The following is an 18,707-nucleotide window of genomic DNA, read 5'->3' as shown; positions in this document are numbered from 1 at the left end:
GGCTCCTCCTTCGCTGATCTGCGACTTTATCGTGCCGACAGGGTTCCCCCCGGTCGAGTGAAGGCATAGTATCTGAGAACTTTTCATGTTCGGCCGAGTCTGAAGAGGAAAGGTGCGTCGCCGGTGGAGAATCCGACCTTCCCGTCCGAATTCCTGTGGGGTGTATCGACCTCCGCCTTCCAGATCGAGGGGGCGACCGGGGAAGGCGGCCGAGGACAGTCCATTTGGGACACGTTCACCGAAACGGAGGGAAAGATCGCGCGGGCTGAGCACGCCAAGGTAGCGGCCGATCACTTCCACCGCTACTCCGAGGACGTCGCGCTGATGGCCGAACTCGGTGTCGGCGCCTACCGCATGTCCTTCGCCTGGCCCAGGATCCAGCCCGACGGCGAAGGCAAGCCCAACGCCGAAGGCCTTGCCTTCTATGACGAATTGCTCGACGAGGTCTGCGCCGCCGGTATCGCGCCGACCGGGACGCTCTTCCATTGGGACCTCCCGCAAGCGCTCGAAGACAAGGGCGGCTGGCTTTCCCGTGATACCGCCGAACGCTTCGCCGAGTACGCCGCCATCGTGGGCGAGCGGTTCTCCGATCGGGTGAAAATGTGGATCCCGCTCAACGAGCCCATGGTCATGTCGATCTTCGGCTACGCGATCGGCGAGTACGCGCCCGGCAAGACACTCCTGCTCGACGCCCTGCCCACCGCGCACTATCAGAATCTCGCGCACGGTCTCGCGGTCCAAGCGCTCCGCGCGGCCGGGGCCCGCAGCGTCGGCACGGCCAACAACCATTCGCCGATCTGGCCCGCCACCGATTCGCCGGAAGACAAGGCCGCGGGCGAATGGATCGACGCCCTCATCAATCGCACCTACGCGGATCCGGTGCTGCTCGGCCGTTATCCCGAACAAGTCGTCCCGCATCTCCCGGCGGGTTTCGCCGACGATCTGCCGACCATCGCGCAGCCCCTCGACTTCTACGGGGTGAATTACTACGAGCCGCAGGGCGTCGCCGCGCCCGGCGAAGGCAATCCGCTTCCCTTCGAGCTTCGCGCGATCGAGGGGTATCCCACGACCACCAACGATTCGCCGATCGTCCCGCACGGGCTGCGCGAGCTGCTCGTCGGTTTCCACGAGCGCTACCGCGAGCACCTCCCGCCCGTCTACATCACCGAAAACGGTTGCAGCTTCGACGACGTCGTCGCCGAAGACGGCCACGTCCACGACCAGGAACGCATCGACTTCCTCGACAGTCACCTCGTCGCGGTGCGCGAAGCGATGGACGCCGGCGTCGACATCCGCGGGTACTTCGTCTGGTCGCTGATGGACAACTTCGAATGGTCGAAGGGCTACCAGCCGCGCTTCGGTCTGGTGCACATCGACTACGAAACCCTGAAGCGCACACCGAAGGACTCCTTCGGCTGGTACCGGAAATTGATCCGCCATGAGTGAGGTCCGGGAGCTGCCCGAGGCGCTCGCCGAGCCGGTCGCCAGGGTCCGCGCGGGGTGGATGAGCCTGCTGTTCTTCGCGAACATCGCGCTCTGGCTGGGGGTCTACGCGCCCATCCAGGTCCTCCTGCCGAAGCAGGCCGAACTGCTGGACGCCGCCAACAAGGAAGCCGTGTTCAGCCTGGTCACCGGCATCGGCGCGGTCGTCGCGCTGATCGCCAACCCGGCCGTCGGCCTGCTGTCCGACCGGACCTGCTCCGCCAGGGGCCGCCGGCATCCGTGGACGACGGCCGGTGCGGCGGTCGCCGCCGCCGGACTGCTCGTCCTCGCGTTCGCCCCGAACGTCGCGGTCATGGTGCTCGGCTGGTGCCTCGTCCAGGCGGGACTGAACGGGATGCTCGCGATGCTGGTGTCGGCCATCGCCGACCGGGTGCCCGTACCCCAGCGCGCTCAGGTCGGCGGCCTGGTCGGCATCGCCCAGATGCTCGGGACCGTGCTCGGCGCGGTGGTGGTCGTGGTGATGCTCGACCTCGCCGGGCTCCCGCTGGGATACGCGGTGTGCGCGGCCGTCGTGCTGGCGGGCGCGGCGGCGTTCGTCCTGCGCACGCCGGACGCGCGGCTGCCGGTCGCGTTCCGGCCGTCCGCGCGCGTCCGGGACGTGCTCGCGAATCTGTGGATCTCCCCGCGCAGGCATCCGGATTTCGCCTGGGCGTGGGGCTGCCACTTCATGATCAACCTCGGCAACGCCTTCGGGACGCTGTACCTGCTGTTCTTCCTCAAGGACGCGGTGCACTACGAAGATCCGGACACCGGACTGCTGATCATGATGGGTCTCTACGGCGCGGCGCTCATCGTCGGCGCGCTCATCGCCGGGCACTTCTCCGACAAGACGGGACGCCGGAAGCCGTACGTCCTCGCGGCGTCGGCGGTGATGGCCGTCGCCGCCCTGCTGCTGGTCGTCTGGCAGAACTGGACGGCCGCGCTCGCGGCGTCACCGCTGCTGGGAGTCGGTTTCGGCGCGTACATGGCCGTCGCGCTGGCGATGCTCACGCAGGTGCTGCCCACCGCGCAGGACCGGGCGAAGGACCTCGGGGTCATCAACATCGCGAACTCGCTGCCGCAGGTGGTGGCGCCGATGCTGACCGCGCCGATCTTGGCCTACCTGGGCGGATATCCGAGCCTCTTCGCGGCTTCGGCGCTGTCCACCGTCATCGCCGCGGTGCTGGTCACGCGGGTGAAAGGCGTCAGTTAGAAGTTTGGAGACCGCGGACCGGTGCCGGTCGGGGGAGGGGAGTGCAACGGCACCGGCCCGCGGGGTTCGGGGGATGACAGCGCGCTCCGGGGCAGGTATCGCGCTGCGTTTGTGATCATCAACCTAGCGACCGATTACTGCCTTCGCTAGGTGTTCTGCCGATAATTTTCGATTAATCGCGGTGGGGACCGGAGTGATTACCGAGAGCGGCTCGTCGCGTTCGGGGGTACGCGCGAACCGCCGCCGGCGAAGGCGAGATCGTGGCGTGGTTGCCGAGGGGGCTGCTCGGACCGCCGTTCACTCGCCGGCTTCTCAAGCGTGCACGCCACCGATGGCGGCACGACGCGGGTTGACCAGCGCGTGCCTGCCGGTGGTTTCGGCCGGGCTCGCGCCACGGCTCTGCCCCGGGACGCGGCGGCGGCTTTCGCGCCGGTGGTCCTGGGTGGCCGCGATCTGCTGGGGGGCGAGGCCGCCGGCGACCAGGTGCTCGTGCGCGACCTGCCATACCGAACAGGGGGCCTTGCACTTGTGCCAGCGGGTCGAGCAGGTGGGGCAGTCCCCACGCTCGTCGGGCTCGTGCGCCTGAAGCATCGCGCGCCAGCCTTCGGCGAGCCGGGGGAGCTCCGAGCGGGCGACCGATACGAGCGACTGCGCGTCGGCCCGGTTCGCGAGATCGGAGAGCATGTCGAGGCGTTCCCAAACCGCGTTGCGGAGAACTTGCCCTAGGACCTGATCCACGGAGAACTCACCGTTACCTTTCCGCCATTTTGGCGGCTTCGTTGAGCGCTGCCCTGAGCTGTCCGAGCTGGCCGGACGTCAGGCGCGCGGTCTCTCCTGGCGGCGAGACGAGAACCACCTGGTTGTCTTCGACGAACACGGTGACGGCGCGTTCACGGCTGATGAGATCGCCGCACTGCACCCGCCAGACCAGCTGTCCGCCTTCGTAACGGCGCACACTCGCGGTACGGGGGTCGACCGGGGCGGAAGGGGAGACCGGACGGTTCGCGCCGGGGGCCACCGCGACCGTCTGCTGACCGGCGGGGCCGGCCGCACGCAGGTGGCGCGTGGCCATACCGGGCCGTCCCGCGGTGATGGAGCCTGTTGCGATCGAGTCCACGAACTCCACTGGCTCTTCTCCGCTCTCTCGTTCCACGTCGTCTTCGTATCCGCGTGTCCGCACCTTTAGGGGGTTCGGAGACTTGGTAGCTCTCTGTGATCGCGGCCGGTGGCCGGTCGGTCACGGAGATCTGACAACTACAGTGATGTGAAACCGAGTGCGATAGAAGGTCGAACCGCCGTCATAGCGGTGACCGGACGAGGTTTCACGGTAAGCGGTCAAACGACTTCTGCCGGGCCGATCACGACGGGCGATCCGGTGTTTCGCACGGTTGAATAGGTGTGCCTACGCTGTTTCTCGACCCCAACGGAACTGTGAGGGGGCGCAATGGACGCCAGTATCGGTGGCGGCGCTGTCGCCGGCTCGGACGCTGCAAGCGGTTCGGGTCGCCAGAGTCACCCCGTGCCACCGGATGCCTGGGAGCAGCCGGAGATGCGAGCCGCACTGGCCACACGGGAGATTTCCTCCGTGTACCGGCTGTTGCGCAAGCACGGTGTTTCGCAGCGTCAGATCGCCGCGATGACCGGCCAGTCGCAGTCCGAGGTGTCCGAGATCCTCAAGGGTCGCCAGGTGATGGCGTACGACGTGCTCACCCGCATCGCTGACGGCCTTGGTGTCCCCAGGGGATACATGGGTCTCGCCTATGACGAGGCGACAGCGATAAAGGTCGTCGGTGCTGCCGACGGCCAGCAGGCGGAGGAGGACGAGTCCGTGAAGCGACGGAGGTTCCTCGCGCACGCCGCCCAGGTCACGATGGGTGCGGCGGTGTTCGGTCCGGAATCGGGTACGTGGTCGGCGGGCCCCGCGAAGACGCCCGCCCCCGGGCGGATCGGGATGACCGACGTCCGCCAGGTGGAAGCCGCGACCAGAGCGCTCCGGTCCCTCGACTACCAGTACGGCGGCGGTTTCTGCCGCGACGCCGTGGTCGCGCAGCTGTCCTGGGGGCAGCAGATGCTCGAGTCCAACGGCACCGAGATGGTCAAGAACCGCCTGTACGTCGCCCTCGCCGACCTGCACAGCCTGGCGGGCTGGACCTCCTTCGACACCGGCCTCATGGATTCCGCGCGCGGACATTTCGCGAACGCGCTGGACCTGGCCAAACAGGGCGACAACCACCCGCTGGTCGCCAACGTCCTCTACCGGATGGGCCGCGTCTACCTGCACCAGGACGCGCCCAACGACGCGCTGAAACTGTTCCAGCTCGGCCAGATCGCCGCCCAGGAATCGGGCTCCGAGCTGGCGGTCGCCGTGCTCTGCGCCAACGAGGCCTGGGCCTACGCGATGATGGGCAACGAGGAACAGGCCGTGAAGCTGCTCGGCCGGAGCAAGGACGAGTTCGCCCGCGCCAACCTGGCCGAGGCCGAATCCTGGGTCAAGTTCTTCACCGAGACCGATGTCTACGCCATGATCGGCACCGTGCACACCGTGCTCGCCGCGAAGAACGCCGAGCACACCAAGTACGCGATCCCGGCGCTGACCAAGGCCGTCGAGTCCTACACCGACGACATGGCCCGCAGCAAGACGTTCATGCTCAGCGCGCTGGCCACGAACCACCTGCTCGAAGGCGATCTCGATCATGGCGCCAAGGTGGGCTCGAAGGCCGTCGACTGTGCCGAGGGCATCAAGTCGGAGCGGGTGAAGGACCGGATGCGGCCACTGCAGGTCGAGGCGGAACGCCGCCGGAACAACGCCGACGCCCGTGACCTCGCCGATCGCCTCAACTCCTTCTACGCCGCCTGAGCCGACCGGTCCGGGCGGCCGGTTCACGCCCGCGATCCTGCGCGACGCCCTCGGGCGGACGTGCGATCTGCTGGGCGTGGACCCCGAAGGCGCCCGCCTGCTGAGGTTCACCAACAACGCCGTCTACGAGCTGGCGAGCGCGCCGTTCGTCGTCCGGATCGTCGGCTCCACCCGCCTGCGGCATCGGGTCGGCACGGTCGTGCGGGTCGCGCGGCATTTCGAACGGCACTCGGTGCCGGCCATCCGCCTCGTTCCGGGCTTCGACCAGCCGTTGCCGGTGGGCGAACATCTCGTCACGGTCTGGTGGATGGTGCCCGAGACCGGACGGAAGGCGAAGTCGGCCGACCTCGCCGCGCTGCTGCGCCAGGTCCACGCGCTCCCGCCGCCCGCGGGACTCGCCGAATGGGCGCCGTTCGCCGCGGTCCGTGCCCGGGTTTCGGACGCGGAGGAGCTGGACGAGGGCGACCGGCGGTTCCTGCTCGAACGCTGCGCCGAGGTCGAAGCCGCGCTCGCGGACCTCGACTTCCCCCTGCCCAGGGGCCTCGTCCACGGCGACGCGCACACCGGGAACGTGATCCCCGGACCGGACGGGCCGGTGCTGTGCGATTTCGATTCGTCCTGTGTCGGGCCGCCGGAATGGGATCTGACGCCGCTCGCCGTCGGCCATGAACGGTTCGGTGATCCACCGGCCCGCTATCGCGTGTTCGCGCAGCGGTACGGATTCGACGTGACCACGTGGTCCGGGTTCTCGGTACTGCGCGCGATCCGTGAACTGAAGCTCACGACGAGTGTTCTCCCCATTCTCCGGAGTCATCCCAGCGTGCGGGATGAGCTGCGAAAACGATTGAACGATCTCCGGAACGGACGCACCGGCGCCCGCTGGAACCGGTATCGCTGACTCACCCGGGAAAGGCATCTGCACGTGCATTCGCCGATGGCGAATGACCGTTCGTCGCTTGTCCGAATTCGTCGATCAAACGGTGACGAATTCGCCCGGGCTAATCACTTCTCCCGGCCCAATGCTCCCCCAAATGTGCAACTTGCAGCTACGCTGAGTCATTCAGGTCGGCGCGTTCACTCGGTCGCTGAGTACCGATCGGTGCCGTGGGGTCACAGCCGTTCCAGCCGTGTGCGCAGAGCGTCAGCCTCCGGCCGGCCGAGGCCGACGAGGATGGGCAACGCCCGGTCGTAGTACCGCTTCGCCTCGTCGGTGTTCCCTTCCGCCTCGGCGACCTCGCCGAACGCGGACAGGGCCCTGGCCACCTCGAACCTCGACCCGCTGGCCTCCATGGTGCTCAGCGACGCTTCGAGTTCGGTCCGCGCGGCCGCGAGATTCCCGGTCGCGGTGAGGGCGCGGCCGAGATCGGTCCGGGCGCGGGCCACGTTGTAGGGGTCGGCGGCCAGCACCTCGCGAGCGCGGGTGAGATGCTCGATCGCCGGTTCGGCCCGTCCGGCCTTGAGCTGGGTCGAGCCGAGGTTGATCAGCGCGAGCCCGACGTCGTGCGTGCGGTCCTGGCCTTCGCTCAGGCGATGATCTTCGGTGAACCACCGCACCGCGTCGTCCAGCCTGCCCTGTGCCAGCGCGACCAGGCCGAGGCCTTCCACCGACCGGATCTCGACGACCTCGTTGCCTGCCTTCCGCGCCGTTTCGCGTCCCGCCTCGTAATGCGAGACGGCCTCGTCGAACCGGCCGGTGCCGCGGCAGGCGGCGCCGGCGCGGTTGTGCATCAGGGCTTCCGCGGAGGCGTTGCCCCAAGCCCGCGCGCAGCGCACACCGGCCTGGCTCACCTCCAGGAAGTCCGGATAGTGCTTGCGCAGCAGGAAGAGCGGCCACATCGCGGCGGCGAGCTGCCAGCCCAGTTCGGGCAGCTGCCAGGTTTCGGCGGTCTTGACGGCGGCGATGAGGTTCTCGCGTTCGAGTTCCAGCCAGGCGAGTTCTTCGTCGGAAGACTCGAACGACATCGGGGACGGTGGCCGGTACTCGTAGCGGTACGGGATCGGGTCCTGGTCGGGGACCGTCATGACGGTGGTCTTCGAGGCGGTGAAGAGGTACCACTCGAGCATGCGGCGCACCGCGATGTCGCGGTCGTACTCGTTGCCCGCCGTCTTCTCCTTGGCGTGCAGCCGCGCGAGGTCGTGGAAGGTGTACCGGTCGTCACCGCGGTCGATCAGCAGTCCGACGTCGACGAGCTGGTCCAGCAGGTCTTCGGCGACCTCCTCGCGGACGGCGATCGACGCGGCCGCCACGCCGACCCCGAAATCAGGGCCGGGGTGGAGCCCGAGTGCCGCGTACAGCGCGGCCGCGTCGGAGGGGAGCTCGTCGTAGGAGAGGTTGAAGCTGGCTTCCACCGATTGCGCCTCTTTCGTCGACAGCGTGGCCAGTCGACGATATTCCTTCCCCAGTTCGGTGGCGATCTTCTCCAGCGACATCTTCGGCCGTCCGGCCAGCTTGGCGCTGACCGTGGTGAGGGCGATCGGCAGGCCGCCGCACAGCTCGGCGATGTCCCGCGCCCGCGCGGCTTCGGCGCCGACCCGCTCCGCGCCGACCGCGCGGCCGAGCAGTTCGGCGCTGTGCGCGGAACCGAACGGGGCCAGCTCGACCAGCCGCGCGCGATGTTCGGTCTGGAGCCTGCCCATTCGGCGTCGCGAAGTCACGATCACGAGGCTTCCCTCACCGGCGGGCAGCAGCGGCAGCACCTGTTCGGTCGATCCGGCGTTGTCGAGCAGCACGAGCAACGGCCGTTCGGCGGTCGTCGTGCGGTAAAGGGCCGTGAGCTCCTCGACGTCCGAGGGCAGCCCCTCCGGTGGAACGCCCAGCGCGCGGAGGAACCGGCCGAGCGCTTCGTTCGCCGAGAGTGGCCCGTTGGTGCTGAACCCGCCGAGATCCGCCCACAGGTGCCCGTCCGGGAACCGATCGCCGAGGTGCCGGGCCCACGCGGTGGCCAGCGCGGTCTTCCCGATCCCGCCCTGGCCGCTGATCAGCTGCACGGCCGGCCCGTCGGTGTCGTGCTGGGCCAGCAGCTTCTCCAGCAGCGCGAGTTCGGCGGCGCGGTTGGTGAAATGCGCGGGCGCGGGCGGGAGCTGGCGCGGGCCCGAACTCACCTGCCTGGTGAGCCTGACCGCCGATCGCTGCCGCGGTACCTGTGGCGTGCTGACTTCGCTTTCACCCGGCAACGGGCCGCCCATCAACCATCCCCTCTTCGGGTTAACCCCAGCGAACGCGTAGAGCATCCCGGTGGAGCTCGGGGGAGGACAGCGAAATCGCCCAAATGCGGCCGGATGGAGCAAACACTGTCACAGCTCGACGGTCGGTAGATTGTGGCCGACATGGGGCGCAAGGCTTCTAACGAGTGAAAGAAGGAACGATGAGCACAGCAGGCAAGACCCGCTGGCAAGAAGGACTGTCGAACGAGCTGGACCACTGGAGGATCTGGCTCTCCGGTGGTCCCGAGGCGTTCGCCGGTGGAGGGTTCAACGACTACGAATGGCGGACCAGCCCGGACTCGGACCTGCGGAACCAGCCGCATCTGACGCGCAACCTCGAATCGTTCGCGCCGGAGAGATCGACGGTGCGCATCCTCGACGTCGGCGCCGGGCCGCTGACCTGTGTCGGCAAGGTGTGGCCCGGCCGCACGGTGGAGATCACCCCGGTCGACCCGCTCGCCGACCGGTACAACGACCTCCTCGCCGAGCTGGAGCTGACTCCCTTGGTGGCCACCCAGGACGCCGAGGTGGAGAAGCTCTCCGAGGTGTTCCCGGTGAACCACTTCGACCTGGTGTACTGCCAGAACGCGCTGGACCACGTGTACGACCCGGTGCTCGGCACCCGTCAGATGCTCGAGGTCGTCAAGCCGGGCCACGCCGTCGTGCTGATGCTCAACGTGAACGAGGGCGAGCGCGAGAACTACTTCGGGCTGCACCAGTGGAACTTCTGCCGTGAAGGCGACGACCTCGTCGTCTGGAATCACGACGGCCGGGTGAGCGTCAACGAAGAGCTGTCCGGGATCGCCGAGGTGCGCTTCGAACCCGAGTCGACCGAGACGTTGATGATCGTCTCGCTGGACAAGAAGGCCTAAGACGTCGGGACGACCGGGGCTCGCGTGAGGACGACGGCGAAGCCGAACGCGAGCCCCATCACCGTCAGCTCCAGCGTCGCCCACGCGGCCAGCGCGGTGCGGTTGTGCCGGACGATCTGCGGCATCAGCTTCCAGCGCGTGTACGCGCCGAGGCCCGCGATCACGCCGGTGCACAGCAGCTTCAACAGCACCAGTTGCCCGTACGGCGTGGTGAAGACGCCTTCCCAGAAGCCGAGCGACGGGTTGAGCGAGATCTCGATCAGCCCGTTGAACAGCCCGGTCGCCGCGCCGAGGATCAGGCACAGCGTCGCCAGTTTGGAGAACCGCGGCAGCGCGTGCGCCAGGAGTGTCCGGTTCCCGACGAGCAGCACCGCCATCGCGCCGAGTCCGCCGGTCCAGGCGACGGCGCTCATGACGTGCAGTTCCATCGAGATCATCGTGTAGTCGTGGTAGTTCCAGTTCGACGCGTGACCGGTGACCGGCAGCGGGAGCAGCGCGAACAGCCCCAGCCCGACGCGGACCTCGGCGGGCACCTTCTCGCCGTGTTTCAGCGCGAGGATCCCGAGCCCGGCGTGCAGCAGGGCCAAGACCGCGACGATCAGCAGCGCCTTCCCGGCGCCGACGTCGGCGATGTAGCTCCCGACGTCCGACATCGACAGCGTGCTGGAGCCCGGCCGGTATTCGGCGGTCTGCAGGATCAGCGCGACGAGCGCGGTGGTCGCCCAGATCAGCGCGGCCGCGACGCTCGCGGGCCGCGCGATCCGCATGATCGGCTCGGAGAGCTTCGGCCGGTCGTAGCCGACCAGTACCGAAAGCAGCGCCAGCCCGATCGTCGCGACCGCCGAGATGTCCAGCAGTACCCGAACGATCGGGATCGAGACCGAGACCACCTCGCTGACCTGCGCGACCCCGGGCACGGGGGCGGTCGCCGTCAGCGCGACCCCGATCAGGGCGCCGACGATCCCCGCCGTCACCACGCAGAACAGGACGGCGACGCGGGCGCGCGAGGTGGTCTCGGCCTGGGTCATGAGCCGCTCTTCTCCTTGTCACCGGCGCCGGTGCGCAGCGCGACGGTCAGTCCGACGGCGAGCAGCACGACGGCGCCCGCGATCCACACCCAGATCGGCACGCCGGAGGAGCCTTCGCCGCCGGTCGCCGGGGTGGTCTCGGCCTGGCCCGCGTTGCTGCGCGCGGCATCGGCGCTCGCCGGGGTTCCGGTGCCCGCCGCGGTGAGGGTGAACGGCACCTCACCGGTCACGGCGTGCCCGTCCGCGGACAGGATCCGGTAGCCGATCTTGTACTCGCCCGCCGGGCCGAGCGGCCGCAGCGGCACGGTCACGACGCTGTCGCGGACCTCGACCTGGCCTTCGGCCCACTGGCCGCCGCCCGGTCCGATGACCGCGATCTGGTTGACGTTCGCGTTCTGGACGTACTGGTCGAACGTGAGCGTGATCTTCGCGGGCCCGGCGGCGAGCGACGCGCCCTTCGCCGGGTCGGAGGAGATCAGGACGTTGTGCGCCAGCGCCGGGGTGGCCGTGGCGAGCCACGCCACCCCGGTGATCGCCAGCGCGACGATCGCTTTACGCATTTACTTTCCTTCGGTGTCGCTCTTGCCGGAGACGGCGGTGGCGCGGCGGGCGCGCAGGGTGGCACCCGCGCCGACGCCGAGGCCGAGCGCGCCGACGACCAGGCCCGCGCCGCCGAGCCAGCGGGCGGTGTTGTCGGACGACGAAGACGCGGCGTGCGACTCCTCGGCCGTGGCCTTGGTGTCCGTGCCGTGGCCGCCACCGTGTCCGTCGGCGCTCTTCTCGGCGAGCTTCACCGTCGGCGCGGGGTGCTCGGGCTCCTCACCGGAGGCCGGGGTCGGCTGGTTCCACTCGACGACCTTGCCGTTCTCGTAGGTCTGGGTGGCGGGGAACTCGATCGTGTCGACGTTGGCCGGGAACTTGCCCGCGCTGATCTGGAACTCCTGGAACTCGGTCGACCCGGCGGCGATCTTGTTACCGGGCTCGGCGGTCCAGGAGACCTTGGTGACGGCCTCGGTGATCTGCGTGCCGGAGTCGGTGGTCACCGGGGCGGGCAGCTTGGCCTTGACGACCTCGGCCTTCCAGCCGGGAAGCGGTTTGGCGCGCACGGAGGTGAGCGCGTACTCGGGCTTGACGGTGATCTCGACCTTGACCGTGCCGGCGTCCTTCTCCTCGTTGGGGACGCGGAAGAAGATCGACCCGTAGCCGCCCTTCGCGGGCTGGGGGCCGTAGACGTTGGCGGTGACGTGGGCCGAGGCGACCCCGGCGGACAGCAGGCCGGCGATACCGACGGCGGCGGCCAGGAAACCGGCGCGCTTGAAGACGTGCTTGGACACGAAAACTCCTGAACGTGACTGGGACGGCGGGCTCGGGGGCCTCGCCGGATTACGGGGGATGTCGTGGGTTCAGGAGAACAGCGGCGGGCCGCGCCTGCCGTGGACGCGGCGGAGGTCCACGCGGACGAGGTGGCCGGGGCCCGCCGGACGGGCGAGCACCGGCGACGCCACCGCGGCGGGCACCGGGAGCGCGTTGAGGATGAAGGGGACCAGCGCGCGCAGGCAGGAGAGGACGCCGAGCAGCAGGCCGTCGGCCTTGGCCAGCAGCAACGCGGTGATCAGGGTGGCGACGACGTGCGCGACGGTCATCGCGAGGCCGCCCGAGATCGGGGCGGGCTCGGTGTGTGGCTGGTGACTGCTCAGCGAACTGAGCACGAGGTGCATCACGACCTGACCGGCGCCGAGGTCGACGATGGTGGCCAGCGGTCCGCGGGCCTTCGCGGCGAGCGCGGCGGCGTTCCAGCCGATCAGCACGGTGAGCAACAACGTCATCGCCGTATCGGGGAGGTCGCCGTCCCCGATCATGTGAGCGGTCACGGCCAGCGCCGCGGAACTCACGCCGAGCAAGCCACCACGCACAACGCGTAACGCGCTTCGGTGATGGCTGCCTTTACTCACGGGTGAAGAGTATTCGACGCCCAGCCGAGTGGTCGACGTCCTCCCGGCTGCTGAGCAGCGTGAAAGACGGCGCGTGCGTTTGCCCGATCGGGCCGGATCGGGCAGGTTGGCGGGATAAAAGGCGGTAAACAGGGGTTTGACCGCGAGCGTTTTGGGTAGTCAGGCTCCCGATACAGCTACTCCGAATGGGTGAGGAGTCTCACCCAGAGGCGGCGGGAGAACCAGCACGCGATGAACCTCTTCGAGTACATCTCGGATCGGTGGGACAGACTCGCCCTCCAAGGGCTCCTCCATGTCAGCGCGGTCGTGCAGTGCACGATCCTGGCCGCCGTCCTCGGCGTGGTGATCGGCGTCGCCGTCTACCGCAGCCCGATCGGGTCGGCCGTGGCCACGGCGCTGGCGAGCACGATCCTCACCGTCCCCTCCTTCGCCCTCCTCGGGCTGCTCATCCCGGTGTTCGGCCTCGGCGCGAACACCACCGTCATCGCGCTCGTGCTCTACGCGCTGCTGCCGATCGTGCGGAACACGATCGTCGGGCTGAGCGGCGTCGATCCGGCGGTCAGTGACGCGGCGCGCGGCATCGGCATGAGCCGGTTCGGCGTGCTGACCAGGGTGGAGCTGCGGCTCGCCTGGCCGGCGATCCTCGCCGGGATGCGGGTCGCGACGCAGATGCTCATGGGTATCGCGGTCATCGCGGCCTACGCGAAAGGCCCGGGCCTCGGCTCGGAGGTCTTCTCCGGCCTCACCAACGCGGGGAGCACGAACTCCCTCAACCAGGCGTTGACCGGGACGCTCGGCGTGGTCGTCCTGGCGCTGGTCCTCGACGCCGTTTACGTACTGATCAACCGTTTGACCGTCTCTAGGGGTGTCCGTGGCTGAGTCCGAAACCGTATCCGGCGTCGAGATCGAGCTGGAGAACGTCACGAAGCGCTACCCCGGGACCCGGGAGCCGGCCGTCGACGACTTCTCGATGGTGGTGCCCGCGGGCAAGATCGTGGTCTTCGTCGGCCCGTCCGGCTGTGGCAAGACCACGACCATGCGCATGATCAACCGGCTGATCGAGCCGACGTCGGGCCGTATCACCATCGGCGGCGACGACGCGCTGAAGCTCGATGTCGACACGCTGCGCCGTCGCATCGGCTACGCGATCCAGCAGGCCGGGCTCTTCCCGCATTTCACCGTCGCGCAGAACATCGCGGTGGTGCCGGGGCTGCTCGGCTGGGACAAGAAGAAGGTCAACGACCGGGTCGAGGAGATGATGGACCTGGTCGGGCTGGACCCGGCCGATTTCCGCGACCGGTTCCCGCGTCAGCTGTCCGGTGGGCAGCAGCAGCGTGTCGGCGTCGCGCGGGCGCTCGCGGCCGACCCGCCGGTGCTGCTGATGGACGAGCCGTTCGGCGCGGTCGACCCGATCACCCGCGGCAACCTGCAGGACGAACTGCTGCGGCTCCAGACCGAGCTGAAGAAGACGATCGTCTTCGTCACCCACGACTTCGACGAGGCCGTGAAGCTCGGCGACAAGATCGCGGTGCTGGGCAACCAGTCGCGGATCCTGCAGTACGACACCCCGGACGCGATCCTCGCGAACCCGGCCGACGACACGGTCGCCGGTTTCGTCGGCGCCGGTGCCTCGCTGAAGCAGCTGACGCTGCTGCGGGTCCGCGACGTCGAGCTGAAGCAGGACGCGCTCACCGCGACGGTGAGCGAGTCGCCGTCCGAGGTGCGCGAGAAGCTCACGCAGCAGCGCAAGCATTTCGTGCTGGTGCTCGATCAGCGGCGCCGTCCGATGCGGTGGGTGCACGTCCGCGAGCTGACCAAGGCGACGTCGCTGTCCACCGCGGGCAAACCGCTGCGCGACTACGTCAGCCTCCAGTCGACCCTGCAGGACGCGCTCGAAGCCATGCTCGCCGAGGGCGGCAGCGTCCCGGTGACCGGCGCGCGCGGCGAATACGCCGGCACGATCGAGCTCGACACAGTCATCTCGACGATCCAGCAGCTGCGCGAGGAGCACTCCGACGACAGCCCGGCGGAAGGTGTGACCGCATGACGGCCACCGTCGATACCGGCTTTTCCACCGAATCCTCGTCGAGAAGCGCCGAACGGGTCCGGCTGTTCGCCCAGCCCGCCGCGGTGCTGCTGATCGTCGCCGGGGTGTTGATCTGGGTGTTCAGCAGTGACCTGACCGCGACGGAGAAGGAGACCCTCAACGCCGCCGGGCTGTTCGCCGCGCTGCGCGACCACCTGGCGATGACCGTCGTGGTCACCGCGATCGTGGTCGCCGTCGCGGTGCCGCTCGGCGTGCTCGTGACGCGGCCGTGGGCGAAATGGGCGGCGCCGGTCTTCCTGGCGGTCGCGAACATCGGCCAGGCGGCGCCCGCGCTGGGCGTGCTGGTGCTGTGGTTCATCGTCACCGGCGCCACCGGCGGGCTGTGGGTCGCCGCGCTGCCGCTGGCGTTCTACTCGCTGCTTCCGGTGCTGCGGAACACGATGGTCGGCCTGCAACAGGTCGATCCGTCACTGATCGACGCGGGCCGCGGGATCGGCATGTCGGCCTCCGGGGTGCTGTGGCGGGTCGAGTTCCCGTTGGCCATCCCGCTGATCCTGGCCGGCCTGCGGACCTCGCTGGTGCTGGCCGTCGGCACGGCGACCTTCGGCATGTTCGTCAACGCCGGTGGCTTCGGCCTGCTGATCGACACCGGCTACAAGCTCAACCTGACGAAGGTGCTGATCACCGGCTCGGTGCTCGCCGTCGCGCTGGCACTGCTGGTGGACTGGCTCGGCGCGGTGGCGGAACAGTTCTTCGGACCGAAGGGACTGCGCTGACATGCGACTCAAAGCGATCCTCGGCGCGATCCTGTTGTGCGGCACGCTTTCCGCGTGCGGGCTCGAGGTCAACACCGCGCTGCCGTACAAGATCGAACCCGGTTCCATCAAGCCCATCGAGTCGCTCAAGGGCGTCAAGGTGACAGTGGGCTCGAAGGACTTCACCGAGAACATCATCCTGGGCTACATGGCCGAGATGGCGCTTTCCGCGGCGGGCGCGGACGTCGTCGACCTGACCGACATCAAGGGTTCGAACTCGTCACGGCAGGCGCTGCTCGCCGGCCAGACCGACGTCACCTGGGAGTACACCGGCACCGGCTGGATCAACTACCAGGGCAACGAACTTCCCGTCCCCGGCGGGGAACAGGCCCAGTACGAAGCCACGAAGGCGGCCGACGAGGCGAAGTTCGGCGTCACCTGGCTGAACTACTCGCCGCTCAACGACCAGTACGCCTTCGCGGTCACCGAGGCCTACGGCGCGGCGAACAACCTCAAGACGACGTCGGACCTGGCGGCGTTCCTGAAGCGGAAGCCGGACCAGAACGTGTTCTGCCTGGAAACCGAGTTCACCAGCCGCCAGGACGGTTTCCCCGCCGCCGTGCGGGCGTACGGGTTCCAGAACCCGGTGATCAAGAACTTCGGCATCGGGACGATCTACTCGGCCGTGGCGAGCGGGACCTGCCCGATCGGCGAGATCTTCACGACCGACGGCCGGATCGCCGGGCTGAACCTTCGCGTGCTCGAAGACGACAAGAAGGCGTTCCCGCAGTACAACGCCGTGCCGACGCTGAGGACCGAGTTCCTGAACCAGCACCCGGAGATCCGCGGGCCGCTGGAGACCATCGCCGCGGCGCTGGACAACGAGCAGATGATCGAGCTGTGCAAGCAGGTCGACGTCGACGGCCGTGATCAGGGCGAGGTCGCCTACGAATGGATGAAGAAGAAGGGTTTCATCTCCTAGCGGGGGCTGAAGGGGACTTTCCCCGCATCACACGCGGCGAAGGGAGCTTTCCTCGCATGACATGCGGGGAAAGCTCCCTTCAGCTCGCTCAGATCCCCAGCCGGTGCAGCAGCTTCCCCTCCAGCTGGTCCAGCTCCCCGGCCACCGCCCGATGCGCCGCCTTCCGCCGCGCGGCGGGCATCCGCTCCGAAGCGCGAACGGTCGCCGAAAGCTGCTCCAGCGTCCCCTGGGTGTCCTTCGCGAAGGCCACGTCGGAGTCTGTCGCCTTCGCGGATTTCTTCAGCTCCGCGAGCCCCTGCGTCAGCCCCGCGATCCGCGCGTGCAGCGCGGCACCGCGCCCGCTGAACTCGCCGAGCTGGTCGACGGCGACGCCGAGCTTCTTCGCTTGATAACGGTCGTATAGCTCTCGTGCGGCACCCGCCGCCCGAACGGCGTACGGCGCGATCACCGGCAGTACGGCCGGTCCGACCACTTTGGCCACCGCGACGGCGTTCTTCGCCTTCTTCGGGGTAAACCTGCCTTCGCCGTCGACGGCTTTGGCCTTGCGCGCCATGGCACCTCCCACGCTGTGTCACAGTCGAACTTACTGGTCGCCGATGTGGCGGGCATGTCGGCTTGCCGGTGGCCTTCTAGAGTGTTGTCCGTGAGTAACGAGGTGCTACTGGACGCGGGAGCGGTGAGCCGCTGCCGGCGTCGCGTGCACCTGGAACACGATCCGGCGATGCGCGAGGTCCCGCTCGCCCCGCCCGACCCCGCCGCGCAGCAGCGGATCGCCGACGCGTCGGCGCATCGCGACGCGATCGTGCAGCGGCTCATGGACGCGACCGGCCCCGACGCGACCTGGGTCAAGATCCCCGAGACCTCCCGGCCGCCGAGCGCGTGCAGCTCACCGAAGAGGCCTTCGCCGCCGAAGCGCGCTACATCTGGGGCGCGCTGCTCCCGGTCGATCGCGCCGGTCATCGGCGTGGCGGCTCCGAGCTCCTGGTCCACACCGGCGACGGCTACGTGCCGGTGCTGGTCGTGCGGCACCGCATCACCGATCGCGGCGCGGGTGCGCCGACCACGGTGATGACCGACCTCGACCCGGCGAACCGGCTGCCCGACCCGGCGCGAAAGGTCCGCTCGCAGCCGCGGGACCAGATGCGGCTCGCGCACCTCTACCGGATGCTCGAAGCGCTCGGGAAGCACGAAGGACACCGCGCCATCGGCGGCGTCATCGGGCTCGACGCGGACGTCGTCGTCTGGCACGACCTGTCCGCGGCCACCTGGCCGGGCGGCCGAAGCGCGCTGACGGAGTACCAGAGCCGCTTCGCCGACAGGCTCGCCATCGCGAACGCCGCCGCCCATGGGGACGAGCCGCTCGCGGAACCCTCTCGCGTCCTCGAATGCCGACGCTGTCCTTGGTGGCCGACGTGCGAGGTGGTGCTCACCGAAACCCGCGACGTCAGCCTGGTCGTCCGCGGCGAAGACGCGATGGAGCTGCGCCGCGCCGGGGTGTCCACAGTGGACAAGCTGGCCGCGCTCGACCCGGCCGACGAGCCCCCGCCGATGAACTGGACCGGCGGCACCTTCGCCGATTCGATCATCCTGGCGCGTGCCTGGCTCGCCGATCTCACGATGGTGCGCAAGGTCGACCGCGTCGAGGTCCCGCGCGGTGACGTCGAGGTCGACGTCGACATGGAGAGCTTCGGTGATTCCGGCGCGTACCTGTGGGGTTCGCTGCTGACCGGCGCCGACATCGGGATGGAGCAGGGCTACCGGGCGTTCGCGACCTGGGAGCCGCTGCCGACCGCGGACGAGGCCCGGTCCTTCGCCGAGTTCTGGGCCTGGTTCACCGAAGTCCGCGAGCGCACGCTCGCCGCGGGCCTGACCTTCCGCGCCTATTGCTACAACGCGCTCGCCGAGAACCGCTGGCTCTTCGGCTCCGCCAGCCGGTTCGGCGAATATCCCGGTGTCCCCAAGAAGGCCGAGATCGCGTCCTTTGTGGACTCCGAGGAATGGATCGATCTCTTCCGCAGCGTCACCGACCAGTTCCTGTGCTCGCACGGCAAGGGGCTCAAGGTCATCGCCCCGGTCGCCGGGTTCGCGTGGCGCGATCCGGAAGCGGGCGGCGAGGCGTCGATGAGGTGGTACCGCGACGCCGTCGGCATGGACGGCGGGGTCCCCGACGACGCCCAGCGGGAGCGCCTGCTGCGCTACAACGAGGACGACGTCCTGGCCACACACGCGCTGCGGAACTGGATGACCGACCACGCGCAGACGTCCGTGCCGTACATGAACGACCTCTGATCCCGGCTCTCGCCGGGCTTGCGATC

18 protein-coding genes and 1 pseudogene are annotated in these 18,707 nt (G+C 68.8%); 10 read left to right on the top strand and 9 right to left on the bottom strand.

Annotation, left to right across the window (positions count from 1 at the left end):
• Positions 1-123 precede the first annotated feature (123 nt).
• Entirely contained in the window at positions 124-1,446 is a 1,323-nt protein-coding gene (locus MJQ72_RS41420) for a GH1 family beta-glucosidase (RefSeq protein WP_240596310.1), read from the top strand.
• Entirely contained in the window at positions 1,439-2,695 is a 1,257-nt protein-coding gene (locus MJQ72_RS41415; protein ID WP_240596309.1) for an MFS transporter, read from the top strand. The genes MJQ72_RS41420 and MJQ72_RS41415 overlap by 8 nt, the downstream gene beginning before the upstream one ends.
• A gap of 312 nt (positions 2,696-3,007) precedes the next feature.
• Here MJQ72_RS41415 and MJQ72_RS41410 read toward each other — a convergent pair whose 3' ends face one another.
• Positions 3,008-3,433, bottom strand: coding sequence for a hypothetical protein (locus MJQ72_RS41410; protein ID WP_240596308.1), 426 nt, complete (start codon positions 3,431-3,433; stop codon positions 3,008-3,010).
• Between the two features lie 13 nt (positions 3,434-3,446).
• Complete coding sequence (locus MJQ72_RS41405) at positions 3,447-3,821, bottom strand: hypothetical protein (protein WP_016330535.1); 375 nt, start codon at positions 3,819-3,821, stop codon at positions 3,447-3,449.
• A 423-nt stretch (positions 3,822-4,244) separates the two neighbouring features.
• Here MJQ72_RS41405 and MJQ72_RS41400 point away from each other — a divergent pair, with 423 nt between their 5' ends.
• Together MJQ72_RS41400 and MJQ72_RS41395 are read left to right on the top strand one after the other, a co-directional pair.
• Positions 4,245-5,552 carry a helix-turn-helix transcriptional regulator gene (locus MJQ72_RS41400; RefSeq protein WP_240601554.1) on the top strand — a complete coding sequence of 436 codons (1,308 nt, stop codon included), beginning with the start codon at positions 4,245-4,247 and terminating at the stop codon, positions 5,550-5,552.
• Positions 5,512-6,450, top strand: a complete 939-nt coding sequence (locus MJQ72_RS41395) for a phosphotransferase family protein (RefSeq protein WP_396426913.1) — start codon at positions 5,512-5,514, stop codon at positions 6,448-6,450. Before MJQ72_RS41400 ends, MJQ72_RS41395 begins: the two co-directional genes overlap by 41 nt.
• Before the next feature lie 212 nt (positions 6,451-6,662).
• On the opposite strand, the gene MJQ72_RS41390 is transcribed toward MJQ72_RS41395, so the two are convergent.
• On the bottom strand, positions 6,663-8,654 hold the full coding sequence (locus MJQ72_RS41390; RefSeq protein ID WP_240596307.1) for a tetratricopeptide repeat protein: 1,992 nt from the start codon (positions 8,652-8,654) through the stop codon (positions 6,663-6,665).
• Positions 8,655-8,917: 263 nt separating this feature from the next.
• On the opposite strand from MJQ72_RS41390, the gene MJQ72_RS41385 reads away from it, so the two are divergent.
• On the top strand, positions 8,918-9,628 hold the full coding sequence (locus tag MJQ72_RS41385) for a bifunctional 2-polyprenyl-6-hydroxyphenol methylase/3-demethylubiquinol 3-O-methyltransferase UbiG (RefSeq protein WP_240596306.1): 711 nt from the start codon (positions 8,918-8,920) through the stop codon (positions 9,626-9,628).
• On the opposite strand, the gene MJQ72_RS41380 is transcribed toward MJQ72_RS41385, so the two are convergent.
• The 4 genes from MJQ72_RS41380 to MJQ72_RS41365 all read right to left on the bottom strand — a co-directional run bounded on the left by MJQ72_RS41380 (position 9,625) and on the right by MJQ72_RS41365 (position 12,548).
• Positions 9,625-10,656 carry a copper resistance D family protein gene (locus MJQ72_RS41380; RefSeq protein ID WP_240596305.1) on the bottom strand — a complete coding sequence of 344 codons (1,032 nt, stop codon included), beginning with the start codon at positions 10,654-10,656 and terminating at the stop codon, positions 9,625-9,627. The two genes, MJQ72_RS41385 and MJQ72_RS41380, sit on opposite strands and share 4 nt — an antisense overlap.
• Positions 10,653-11,216 (bottom strand): copper resistance CopC family protein, encoded by a 564-nt coding sequence (locus MJQ72_RS41375; RefSeq protein WP_240596304.1) that lies wholly within the window; start codon positions 11,214-11,216, stop codon positions 10,653-10,655. The genes MJQ72_RS41380 and MJQ72_RS41375 overlap by 4 nt, the downstream gene beginning before the upstream one ends.
• Complete coding sequence (locus tag MJQ72_RS41370) at positions 11,217-11,990, bottom strand: YcnI family protein (protein WP_240596303.1); 774 nt, start codon at positions 11,988-11,990, stop codon at positions 11,217-11,219.
• A 69-nt stretch (positions 11,991-12,059) separates the two neighbouring features.
• Positions 12,060-12,548, bottom strand: a complete 489-nt coding sequence (locus MJQ72_RS41365) for a hypothetical protein (protein WP_240596302.1) — start codon at positions 12,546-12,548, stop codon at positions 12,060-12,062.
• A gap of 291 nt (positions 12,549-12,839) precedes the next feature.
• Between MJQ72_RS41365 and MJQ72_RS41360 the strand changes: the two genes are divergently transcribed.
• From MJQ72_RS41360 to MJQ72_RS41345, 4 genes are read left to right on the top strand one after another with little or no spacing between them, the layout of a single operon-like run.
• Positions 12,840-13,487 (top strand): ABC transporter permease, encoded by a 648-nt coding sequence (locus MJQ72_RS41360; RefSeq protein WP_007030477.1) that lies wholly within the window; start codon positions 12,840-12,842, stop codon positions 13,485-13,487.
• Positions 13,480-14,655 (top strand): ABC transporter ATP-binding protein, encoded by a 1,176-nt coding sequence (locus MJQ72_RS41355; protein ID WP_240596301.1) that lies wholly within the window; start codon positions 13,480-13,482, stop codon positions 14,653-14,655. Before MJQ72_RS41360 ends, MJQ72_RS41355 begins: the two co-directional genes overlap by 8 nt.
• Positions 14,652-15,431 (top strand): ABC transporter permease, encoded by a 780-nt coding sequence (locus MJQ72_RS41350; RefSeq protein WP_240596300.1) that lies wholly within the window; start codon positions 14,652-14,654, stop codon positions 15,429-15,431. The genes MJQ72_RS41355 and MJQ72_RS41350 overlap by 4 nt, the downstream gene beginning before the upstream one ends.
• 1 nt (position 15,432) lies before the next feature.
• Positions 15,433-16,392 (top strand): glycine betaine ABC transporter substrate-binding protein, encoded by a 960-nt coding sequence (locus MJQ72_RS41345; RefSeq protein WP_240596299.1) that lies wholly within the window; start codon positions 15,433-15,435, stop codon positions 16,390-16,392.
• 88 nt (positions 16,393-16,480) lie between these two features.
• On the opposite strand, the gene MJQ72_RS41340 is transcribed toward MJQ72_RS41345, so the two are convergent.
• Positions 16,481-16,945, bottom strand: coding sequence for a DUF6474 family protein (locus MJQ72_RS41340; RefSeq protein ID WP_240596298.1), 465 nt, complete (start codon positions 16,943-16,945; stop codon positions 16,481-16,483).
• A gap of 105 nt (positions 16,946-17,050) precedes the next feature.
• Positions 17,051-17,182: a hypothetical protein gene (locus MJQ72_RS44735; RefSeq protein WP_256464216.1), complete on the bottom strand. Its 132-nt coding sequence runs from the start codon at positions 17,180-17,182 to the stop codon at positions 17,051-17,053.
• Between MJQ72_RS44735 and MJQ72_RS41335 the strand changes: the two are divergent.
• Positions 17,162-18,681, top strand: a pseudogene (locus MJQ72_RS41335) (TM0106 family RecB-like putative nuclease). The gene MJQ72_RS44735 and the pseudogene MJQ72_RS41335 sit on opposite strands and share 21 nt — an antisense overlap.
• The last annotated feature ends 26 nt before the right edge of the window (positions 18,682-18,707 follow it).

It is taken from the genome of Amycolatopsis sp. EV170708-02-1 (genome assembly GCF_022479115.1).
In the GTDB taxonomy this organism is placed as follows: Bacteria; Actinomycetota; Actinomycetes; order Mycobacteriales; family Pseudonocardiaceae; genus Amycolatopsis.
The sequence above is the reverse complement of the archived record's forward strand: the minus strand, read 5'-3'. Positions and strand labels throughout refer to the sequence as shown.

Bases quoted from the DNA above. Each gene is read 5' to 3' on its own strand.
- MJQ72_RS41345 (WP_240596299.1), top strand. From the start codon at position 15,433: ATGCGACTCAAAGCGATCCTCGGCGCGATCCTGTTGTGCGGCACGCTT.
- MJQ72_RS41380 (WP_240596305.1), bottom strand. From the start codon at position 10,656: ATGACCCAGGCCGAGACCACCTCGCGCGCCCGCGTCGCCGTCCTGTTC.
- MJQ72_RS41375 (WP_240596304.1), bottom strand. From the start codon at position 11,216: ATGCGTAAAGCGATCGTCGCGCTGGCGATCACCGGGGTGGCGTGGCTC.
- MJQ72_RS44735 (WP_256464216.1), bottom strand. From the start codon at position 17,182: ATGCGCCGACGCGTCGGCGATCCGCTGCTGCGCGGCGGGGTCGGGCGG.
- MJQ72_RS41385 (WP_240596306.1), top strand. From the start codon at position 8,918: ATGAGCACAGCAGGCAAGACCCGCTGGCAAGAAGGACTGTCGAACGAG.
- MJQ72_RS41415 (WP_240596309.1), top strand. From the start codon at position 1,439: ATGAGTGAGGTCCGGGAGCTGCCCGAGGCGCTCGCCGAGCCGGTCGCC.
- MJQ72_RS41350 (WP_240596300.1), top strand. From the start codon at position 14,652: ATGACGGCCACCGTCGATACCGGCTTTTCCACCGAATCCTCGTCGAGA.
- MJQ72_RS41400 (WP_240601554.1), top strand. From the start codon at position 4,245: ATGCGAGCCGCACTGGCCACACGGGAGATTTCCTCCGTGTACCGGCTG.
- MJQ72_RS41340 (WP_240596298.1), bottom strand. From the start codon at position 16,945: ATGGCGCGCAAGGCCAAAGCCGTCGACGGCGAAGGCAGGTTTACCCCG.
- MJQ72_RS41360 (WP_007030477.1), top strand. From the start codon at position 12,840: ATGAACCTCTTCGAGTACATCTCGGATCGGTGGGACAGACTCGCCCTC.